Genomic DNA, 8053 nt, shown 5'->3' on the forward strand with positions numbered 1-8053 from the left:
ACAATGCCCGGAAGGTTTTTCGACGAATGGGCGGTGGGGGACAGGATCGTCCATCAGCCGAGCCGGACCGTCACCGAGACCGACAACCTGCTGTTTTCGGCGATGACGCACAACATGCAGCCGCTGCACCTCGATGCTGAAACGGCGAAGGCCAGCGAGTTCGGGCAGATCCTCGTGAATTCGACTTTCACGTTCAGCCTTGCTGTCGGCCTGTCGATTACGGACACCACCGCTGGCACGCTCGTCGCCAATCTTGGCTATGACAAAGTGGTGACGCCCAAGCCCGTTTTCATCGGCGACACGCTCACTTGTTCGAGCGAAGTGGCCGAGATGCGCGAGAGCAGGTCGCGTCCGGCGCAGGGGATCGTCGTGTTCCGGCACGAACTGACCAACCAGCGCGGCGAAACGGTGCTGTCGATGCTGCGCACCGGGCTGCTGAAGAAGAAGGGCGCGTAATACCATAATACGTCGATCGGAACGCACACCTCTCCCTTCGTCATGGCGAGGAGGCGAAGCCCGCGCGGCAATCCAGTGCCGGCGTAAACCGCTCTGGATTGCTTTCGCCTGCGGCTCGCAGTGACGAAGGGGAGAAGAGTCCTCTCCTGCAAGCTTTGAGGCGGATGTCGGGCGCACTGTCCTTCTTGGGACTGACTGGGACGTCCTTCATTTCCGCCGATCCTGAGCGTGTCGAAGGATGGTGCGACAGCCAAGCGGAACGAAAAACACAGGTCATCGCCCGGGGAAATTGCGCGGGATCATACTAATTACGACAATTTGCGGCTTGAGGGCTTGAGCAGGTTGCGCTTGCATTGCATGCAATCACTCAGGCTTCAGGAACAGGACTTACCCATGCGCAAATGGCATCGCTGGCTTTCGGTATTCTTCGGCGTCTTCATGCTCTGGATCGCTGTGACCGGCGTTCTCAGCCAGGTCGCCGTGCTCTGGCCGAGCGGCGCGCCCGATGCCGCGGCGCAGGCCGCCGCCACGCCGCCGGCTGGTTTCGAGTGCCCCGAAGGCTGGCGCTGCCTGCCGCCGCGCCCCAATACCAGCGGGATCGCCTCGCTGACCGGGCTGTTCCACCACTTGCACTCGGGTGAGAGCTTCGGTGCGGTCGGCACGGCCATCTCGGTGCTGTCCGGCCTGGCGCTGGTCTTCTTCTCGATTTCGGGCCTCTGGCTCTATGTGCAGATGTGGCGCTTCCGCAAGAACCGCAGCCTCGCCCCGCGCTGGTTCTGGAAGTGAGCTGAAGGGCGCGCGCTGAGAGACGGCCCGAAAATACCCTTCCGGGCATTTTCGGGCCGGGGCCGCAAAAGTCGCCCGCCGCGAATTTTTGAAACGGGCTCTTACGGCTGCGCCCCCAGCCCGAATGTCGCATCGCCCCGGCGCTGCAGCAGCACGCCCTCCTCGCTCACGCCGTCGACGAGCGTGAGCGGGATGGAGTCCCCGCCTTCGAACAGGATCTCGCCGCCTTTCACCGCGGCGACGAGGCCAAGGCTGGAGCCGTCCGGCGCGATGACGGCCATGCCCTTGCGGATCGTGCCGACCACGGTCGTCCAGACTTCCTCGCCCGAGTGCATCTGACTCATCGTTCGTCCTCCATGTGCGGGGCCCAATAGGGGCCTTCCGTTAGGGAAAACCCCGCGCCCGGCCGCGCGTTCCTCGCGATTCGCGCATTATATTGCCTACCAGCGCTTGCGTCCCCATATCCGGTGAACCGCAAGATGTATGTCATCGCGGCTGTGGATGGTTGCGGCAGACCACTCCTCTTGCGGACAATTTTGGCTATCGTGCTCCTTCGCGCCTCGCCAGGCGCGCGCCGAAATTCTTGCCCGGAGCCGCCAGAAGCGCCGGGTTTCCGCACCGAATCGCACACCGGAGTCCGTCGCATGCCTCTTCTCGAAGCCCGCAAGACCTACAAGCCCTTCGAATATCCCTGGGCCTACGACTTCTGGAAGCGCCAGCAGCAGGTCCACTGGCTGCCCGAGGAAGTGCCGCTGGGCGAGGATTGCCGCGACTGGGCGCAGAAGATCTCCGAGCACGAGCGCAACCTGCTCACCCAGATCTTCCGCTTCTTCACCCAGGCCGACGTCGAGGTGCAGGACTGCTACCACGAGAAATACGCCCGCGTGTTCAAGCCGACCGAGATCAAGATGATGCTCACCGCCTTCTCCAACATGGAGACGGTGCACATCGCGGCGTACTCGCACCTGCTCGACACCATCGGGATGCCCGAAAGCGAATACGGCATGTTCCTCGAATACGAGGAGCTGAAGGCCAAGCATGACTACATGCACACTTTCGGCGTCGACAGCGACGAGGATATCGCCCGCACGCTCGCCATGTTCGGCGGCTTCACCGAAGGCCTGCAGCTCTTCGCCAGCTTCGCGATGCTGATGAACTTCCCGCGCTTCAACAAGATGAAGGGCATGGGCCAGATCGTCTCGTGGTCGGTGCGCGACGAGAGCCTGCACTGCGAAGGCATCACCAAGCTGTTCCATACGTTCGTGAAGGAACGCGGCTGCCTGAGCAAGTCGGTGCGCGAAGACATCATCGACTGCTGCCAGAAGACGGTGCGCCTCGAAGACGCCTTCATCGACCTTGCCTTCGAGATGGGCCCGGTGCCCGGCATGAGCGCCAAGGACATCAAGAAGTACATCCGCTACATCGCCGACTGGCGCCTGGGCCAGCTCGGCTTCGATCCGGTCTACATGATCGACGAGCACCCGCTGCCCTGGCTGACCCCGCTGCTCAACGGCGTGGAGCACGCCAACTTCTTCGAAACCCGCGCCACCGAATACTCGAAGGGCGCCACCCGCGGCGACTGGAACACCGTCTGGGCCAACTTCGACCAGCGCCGCAAGGCCAAGGCCAACGACGAGGACATGGCGGACGACGGCAGCGAACCGGACATGTTCGGAGGCACGCAGGCGGCGGAGTGATCCCTCAGGAGGTGTCAGCACGGCCTCCGGCGCAGCGCTGACACGCCCCTCCCGCAGGCGGGAGGGGCTGGGGGTGGGCTCTTTACACTGCGTTCCGGAAACCACCGCCCACCACAGGCGTTCCTCCAGTCATAACCGCACCCGCTTTCGGGAGACCGCTTATGACCGTAAGGACCCTGTTCCCCATTTTCATTGCCGCGCTGGGCATGGCGGTGCCTGCCATGGCGCAGGAAACGACCGCTCCGGCGACGCCCTCCGCCATGGCCAACCCCGATGTCGTGACGGTCCGCAACATCTCGCATGTCGAGCTGTCGGCGGGGCTGCCGGTCGTCGATGATCGCGGTGCGCCGATCGGGACTGTCAAGAAAGTGGCCGGCAACACCGTGATCCTGACCGATGGGCGCGCCGACTACCGGGTGCCGGTCGTCCAGCTCTATGCCTATACGCAAGGCGGCGCCGACCATTTCGCCAGCCGCCTGCCCAAGTCCGCGCTCCGGCCGGTCGGTTGAGCGATCAAGCCCCTTCTCGTTGCCCCAGCGCAGGCAGAGGCTACGATGAAGGAGGGAGCGATGCGGGGGACGTTACAGTCCCGAAACTTTCCTACACGCCTCGCGCCTGTCACGCTGCGCGCGGCCCTTTCCCTGCCGTGCTCCTTGAACCGTCGATATCGTTTTATTTGCCGCGCGGGGCCGGTGCGAAATTACGTCCGCTGCAAGGCCTTGATCCCTCTGCTATTTTCGAAAACGTGCAGGGACCGCCACGGACAAACTTAGTGACCTTTGCCGCGCGCCCATTCGCAGGCAGGGTTTGCGGGACTCGGGGGGCATTTGCTATCCCTCTCCCCGCGAGTGCGCCAAGTCCTGCAACAACTTCCCGAAGGAGAATGCAATATGGCTGATTCCGCCCCGACCGGCCGTGCCAAGTGGTTCTGGATCATCATTATCCTGCTTCTGCTGGTGGTTCTGGTAGTCTGGTTGTGGAAGCCTTCGGGCGACACCAGCGGCATTGTCCCGGCGCCGGTGCCGACCGGGCAGTCGACGGACTGGGCGGTCGAGCCGGATGGGCCGAGCGTGCCGGTCACGCTGCCGACTGCCCAGTAAGGCCAGGCTCTGCCGCCGGCCTGCGGGGCGGGCGGCAGAGCGGAATTCGATCCGGCTTTGGCCCTAGACCTGCTCCATCGCCTCGACGGCGTCTTTTGATTCCTGAAGGCCCATGCCGGTGGCGTCGCGCAGCAGCTTGATCGCTTCGATCTTGCGGCCGGCGGCGATCGAGCTTTCGATTTCGCTGCGCAGCGCGGGGCACACGTTGGCGAAGGCGCGTGCAGGAACCGGAGCGGACAGCGCGCGCGCTCCAGTCACGCCGCGGGCGGTGATCCAGCCCAGCACGAACACCGTCAGGGCGCCGAGTATGACCACGGACCAGCTTACAATCATCATGCTCCCATCTCCCGTGCCTTGATGCCCCGGATCTGCGCAAGGTCCCCCTTGAGCACATCGAGCGCGTCCTGTTCCTTCCGGTCGAGATCCGTGAGGTCGAAGTGGCGGACCAGCACTTCCAGCGCATCGGCGATGTGTCCGATCTGCCTGCCGTAGCTGCCCACTTCGTTGAGGATCGCGCGTTCGGTTTCGGGGTACTTGGTCTCGCCGATATTGACGTTGATCAGGCCGATCTGCCCGGTGTCCAGATTCCAGGTCCAGGGATTGATCGCCTGCCACAGCCTGTCCGGCGCCAGCTGGAACTGGAAAGGCCGTGCGCCGGCTGACGAGAGGCCGGCTGACGAAACGGACGTCGCTTCAGAGGGCATTCCGGTCCTCCCGCGGCTGGGCTGAAGGAAAGGGGGCACGCCCGGGGCGGGAGAGAATGAACGACTGTCCAAACCCCATCTTCGTCCTGCCTTTCCGAAACGGACTTCATTTTCCCCGTCGAACCGCCGTCCCAGGGGGGGTGGGAGGGACGGCGGCCGGTACAGCGGTGAGGCTGCACCTACGACGGGGCAAATGTCGAACCCGACAGCGGAATCAACAATGCCTTCCCGGCGATTCGTCTGTCTGGTTCCATGAACCTTTTGTGCCAGCGCTACAGCACTGGCTCTTGTTCTAAAATCAAATAAAACGAAATATGCGTCAACAGTAATAACGATTGTTGTGATGGTCTATAAAGTACACAATTTCCGTTAGGTTTATTGTAAAATTCCGACAGTTCTGGCGAGGAAAATTGTCTTGGTTAGTATTGTTAACTATCTATCGATATTGTTATTAAAATCTTTTCACCTCTTTTGCAGGTACGCCGATTCCGGCGGCTGCGTGGGCCGCCGTGTTGTTCGGCAGCCTGCGCGTCTGGCTGTCAGATCGTCCAGGAACCGGGGTTGGGCATCGGCAGGTGCTTCTGTGCATTGAGGAGGGCAAGCACGCTGCGCACGATCACGAGGATCGCGACGGCCCCCATCAGCAGGAAACCCACCAGCACGATCATCAGCACCATGCCCAGCGCGGTGCCTGCAAGCGCGATCCAGAAGCTGTTGATATGATACTGGTAATGCGAGATTTCCCAATCCGCCTTGGGCTCGTTGCGCCAGACGAAGGCCAGCACGGCACCGATAATGCCGGTCAGCCCGCCCGTCACCCATGCGGCGAGGTAGAGCAGGCTGATCACTGTCGGATTGTTGAATTCGAACCCCGAAGCCGGGGGCTTGCGGTCGAGATCGTCCATGGCGGTCTCCCTGCCGGCCGGATGCCGATCGACAGGGATGCTGCCTGCTTTGCAGTCCGGACGCAAGCGGCGTGCGATGCGGCAAGGGGGTGGCGTTTCGGCGTTAGGCGAAGGCTTTCCCGCGCCAGCCGGGGCTGGGCCGGATCAGGAGAGGCCCAGGAACAGTCCCGCCAGCGCCGCGCTCATCAGGTTGGACAGGCTGCCTGCCGCCAGCGCACGGATGCCCAGCTTTGCGATCACCGGGCGCTGGTTGGGGGCGAGGCCGCCGGTCACGGCCATCTGGATCGCGATCGAGGAGAAGTTGGCAAAGCCGCACAGGGCAAACGTCACGACCGCCACGGTGCGGGGGGACAGTCCGGCATCCTTGCCCAGCTCAATGAACGAGACGAATTCGTTGAGCACGATCTTGGTGCCGAACAGGCCGCCGGCCTGCATCGCCTCGTGCCAGTCGGGCGCCGCCAAGAGGTAGAACACGGGGGCGAAGACATAGCCGAGCAGGGACTGGAAGGTCACGTCCGCAAAGCCGAACAGGCTTGCCGCCCAGCCGACGATGCCGTTGGCCAGCGCGATCAGGGCGACGAAGGCGAGCACCATCGCGCCCACCGCGACGGCGAGCTTCACGCCGGTCTGCGCGCCCTGCGAGGCGGCCATGATGAGGTTCGCGGGCTTTTCCTCGTCGTGCTCGACCGGTTCGGGCTCGTCGATATGGACGCCCGGCTGGTGCGTCACGTCCTCGCGGTTGAGCGCGGCGGCGGCCATGCCGGCAGGCGGGTTGGCGCCTTCGTGGACGTCGCTTTCGTCCGGATGGGGCCCGCGCGGATCGGGCATGATCATCTTGGCCATGAAAATGCCGCCGGGCGCCGACATGAACGCGGCCGCGACCAGATAGTCGATGCGGATGCCCATCGAGGCATAGGCGGCCAGGATCGTTCCGGCCACGCCCGCCAGGCCCACGGTCATCACGCAGAACAGCTGCGAGGGATTGAGGCTGGCGAGGTAAGGCCGGATCACCAGCGGGCTCTCACTCTGGCCGACGAAGATGTTGGAGGCCGCGCAGAGGCTTTCCACCTTGCTGATGCCGGTGACTTTCTCCAGCGCGCCGCCGATCCAGTGGATCACCAGCGGCATGATCCTGAGGTAATAGAGGATCGAGATCAGCGAGGCGAAGAAGATGATCACCGGCAGCGCCGAGATCGCGAAACTGGTGCCGCCGATCGCAGGCGTGGCGATCGGGCCGAACAGGAAGTCGATCCCCGCGTGAGCATAGCCCAGCAGGCTTTCCACCCCCGAGGCGGCGCCGCGCAGCATCTTGTTGCCGAACGGCACGTAGAGCACGAGCGCGGCGAGCCCGGCCTGCAGCGCGAAGGCGGCGCCGACCACGCGCAGGCGGATCGCCTTGCGGTCGGAAGATAGCAGGAAGGCGGCCGCCATGATGAGAACGATGCCGAGCAGGCTGTAGGCGACATGCATCGAGGCCAGGATCTTTCGTAAATTGCAGGAGAAGAATCGGGGGAACCTATCGAGCCGTGCGCGAGACGGCTAGTGCAATTGTCCTTGTGCGGTTAGAGCATGGGGATGAACGAACCCGCAGCTTCCGCGCCGGCGCCGGCCATCACCCGCTCCCTCTTCGTCTTCTCGCTGCTCTACGGCGGCCTTGTCGTGCTGGCCGGGGTGCTGGGCACCAAGCTCGCCTCGCTGGGGCACTGGCCGGTGCTGGGCGATCTCGCGGTGGAATCGGGGATCTTCGCGTTCCTGCTGCTGGTCGTGCTGTCGAGCACGGTGGCAGAGCTGCATGGGCGCGACACGGCCAACCGGCTGGTGCGCTATGGTTTCATTCCGCTGATCGTCTCGATGACGCTGCTGACTTTCGTGATCCACGTCGTGCCGCCCGCGCCGTTCTGGAGCGATCAGGAGGCCTTTGCCCGTCTGCTGGGGCAGGGCGCGCGGATGCAGTTCGCGGGGCTGGTGTCCTATGGCGTGTCGCAGACGCTCAATGTCTATCTGTTCGCGAAACTGGCGGGCGACAAGTTGGGCCATGAACGCTCCGGCCTGCTCCTCTTGCGCGCGTGGATCGCCAGCCTGCTCTCGCAAGTGGTCGATACGGTGCTGTTCATCACCATTTCCTTCATCGGGCAGGACCTGCCGATCCTCTCGATCATGGAAGGCCAGATCATTTCCAAGCTGGCGCTCTCCACGATCATGGTGCCGCCGTTCATCTGGTTCTTCGTGAAGCTGGGCCGGAAGCTGGACGCGTAGAGCATCGTGCGGGAAATCCGCACACCTTCCGCTCGTCCTGAGCTTGTCGAAGGACGCTGACGCTGCACAAGGTCCAACACCCTTCGACAAGCTCAGGGTGAGCGGGCCTTGATTCGGATTTCTTGCATTTTGCGCTAGAGCCGCTCCGG

The 8053-nt window shown here is 63.5% G+C and carries 11 protein-coding genes; 6 read left to right on the forward strand and 5 right to left on the reverse strand.

The genetic code is table 11. From position 1 onward, the window contains the following. The first annotated feature begins 3 nt into the window (after nt 1-3). Entirely contained in the window at nt 4-456 is a 453-nt protein-coding gene (locus tag NN5_RS11845) for a MaoC family dehydratase (RefSeq protein ID WP_067734305.1), read from the forward strand. 393 nt (nt 457-849) lie between these two features. Continuing rightward, nucleotides 850-1242 (forward strand): PepSY domain-containing protein, encoded by a 393-nt coding sequence (locus NN5_RS11850; RefSeq protein ID WP_067734306.1) that lies wholly within the window; start codon nt 850-852, stop codon nt 1240-1242. 101 nt (nt 1243-1343) lie between these two features. Here the strand turns inward: NN5_RS11850 and NN5_RS11855 are convergent, their stop codons facing one another. Beyond that, the gene (locus NN5_RS11855) at nt 1344-1586 is read right to left on the reverse strand and encodes a DUF2171 domain-containing protein (protein ID WP_067734307.1); all 243 of its coding nucleotides are present in this window, start codon (nt 1584-1586) and stop codon (nt 1344-1346) included. A gap of 300 nt (nt 1587-1886) precedes the next feature. Between NN5_RS11855 and NN5_RS11860 the strand changes: the two genes are divergently transcribed. The 3 genes from NN5_RS11860 to NN5_RS11870 all read left to right on the forward strand — a co-directional run bounded on the left by NN5_RS11860 (nt 1887) and on the right by NN5_RS11870 (nt 4039). Then, complete coding sequence (locus tag NN5_RS11860) at nt 1887-2939, forward strand: ribonucleotide-diphosphate reductase subunit beta (RefSeq protein ID WP_067734308.1); 1053 nt, start codon at nt 1887-1889, stop codon at nt 2937-2939. A gap of 161 nt (nt 2940-3100) precedes the next feature. Then, on the forward strand, nt 3101-3448 hold the full coding sequence (locus tag NN5_RS11865; protein WP_067734309.1) for a hypothetical protein: 348 nt from the start codon (nt 3101-3103) through the stop codon (nt 3446-3448). 381 nt (nt 3449-3829) lie between these two features. Beyond that, on the forward strand, nt 3830-4039 hold the full coding sequence (locus NN5_RS11870; RefSeq protein WP_067734310.1) for a hypothetical protein: 210 nt from the start codon (nt 3830-3832) through the stop codon (nt 4037-4039). Nucleotides 4040-4102: 63 nt separating this feature from the next. On the opposite strand, the gene NN5_RS11875 is transcribed toward NN5_RS11870, so the two are convergent. From NN5_RS11875 to NN5_RS11890, 4 genes are all read right to left on the reverse strand, one after another. Then, nucleotides 4103-4375 (reverse strand): ribosomal protein L7/L12, encoded by a 273-nt coding sequence (locus tag NN5_RS11875; protein ID WP_067734311.1) that lies wholly within the window; start codon nt 4373-4375, stop codon nt 4103-4105. Further along, nucleotides 4372-4743, reverse strand: a complete 372-nt coding sequence (locus tag NN5_RS11880) for a hypothetical protein (protein ID WP_245656434.1) — start codon at nt 4741-4743, stop codon at nt 4372-4374. Before NN5_RS11880 ends, NN5_RS11875 begins: the two co-directional genes overlap by 4 nt. Nucleotides 4744-5282: 539 nt before the next feature. Then, nucleotides 5283-5648: a DUF4870 family protein gene (locus NN5_RS11885; protein WP_067734312.1), complete on the reverse strand. Its 366-nt coding sequence runs from the start codon at nt 5646-5648 to the stop codon at nt 5283-5285. A 144-nt stretch (nt 5649-5792) separates the two neighbouring features. Continuing rightward, nucleotides 5793-7118 carry a NupC/NupG family nucleoside CNT transporter gene (locus NN5_RS11890; RefSeq protein ID WP_067734313.1) on the reverse strand — a complete coding sequence of 442 codons (1326 nt, stop codon included), beginning with the start codon at nt 7116-7118 and terminating at the stop codon, nt 5793-5795. Between the two features lie 105 nt (nt 7119-7223). On the opposite strand from NN5_RS11890, the gene NN5_RS11895 reads away from it, so the two are divergent. Next, nucleotides 7224-7904 carry a queuosine precursor transporter gene (locus tag NN5_RS11895; protein ID WP_174523891.1) on the forward strand — a complete coding sequence of 227 codons (681 nt, stop codon included), beginning with the start codon at nt 7224-7226 and terminating at the stop codon, nt 7902-7904. Nucleotides 7905-8053 lie beyond the last annotated feature (149 nt).

This window comes from Novosphingobium naphthalenivorans NBRC 102051, from assembly GCF_001590985.1.
Lineage (GTDB): Bacteria > Pseudomonadota > Alphaproteobacteria > Sphingomonadales > Sphingomonadaceae > Novosphingobium > Novosphingobium naphthalenivorans.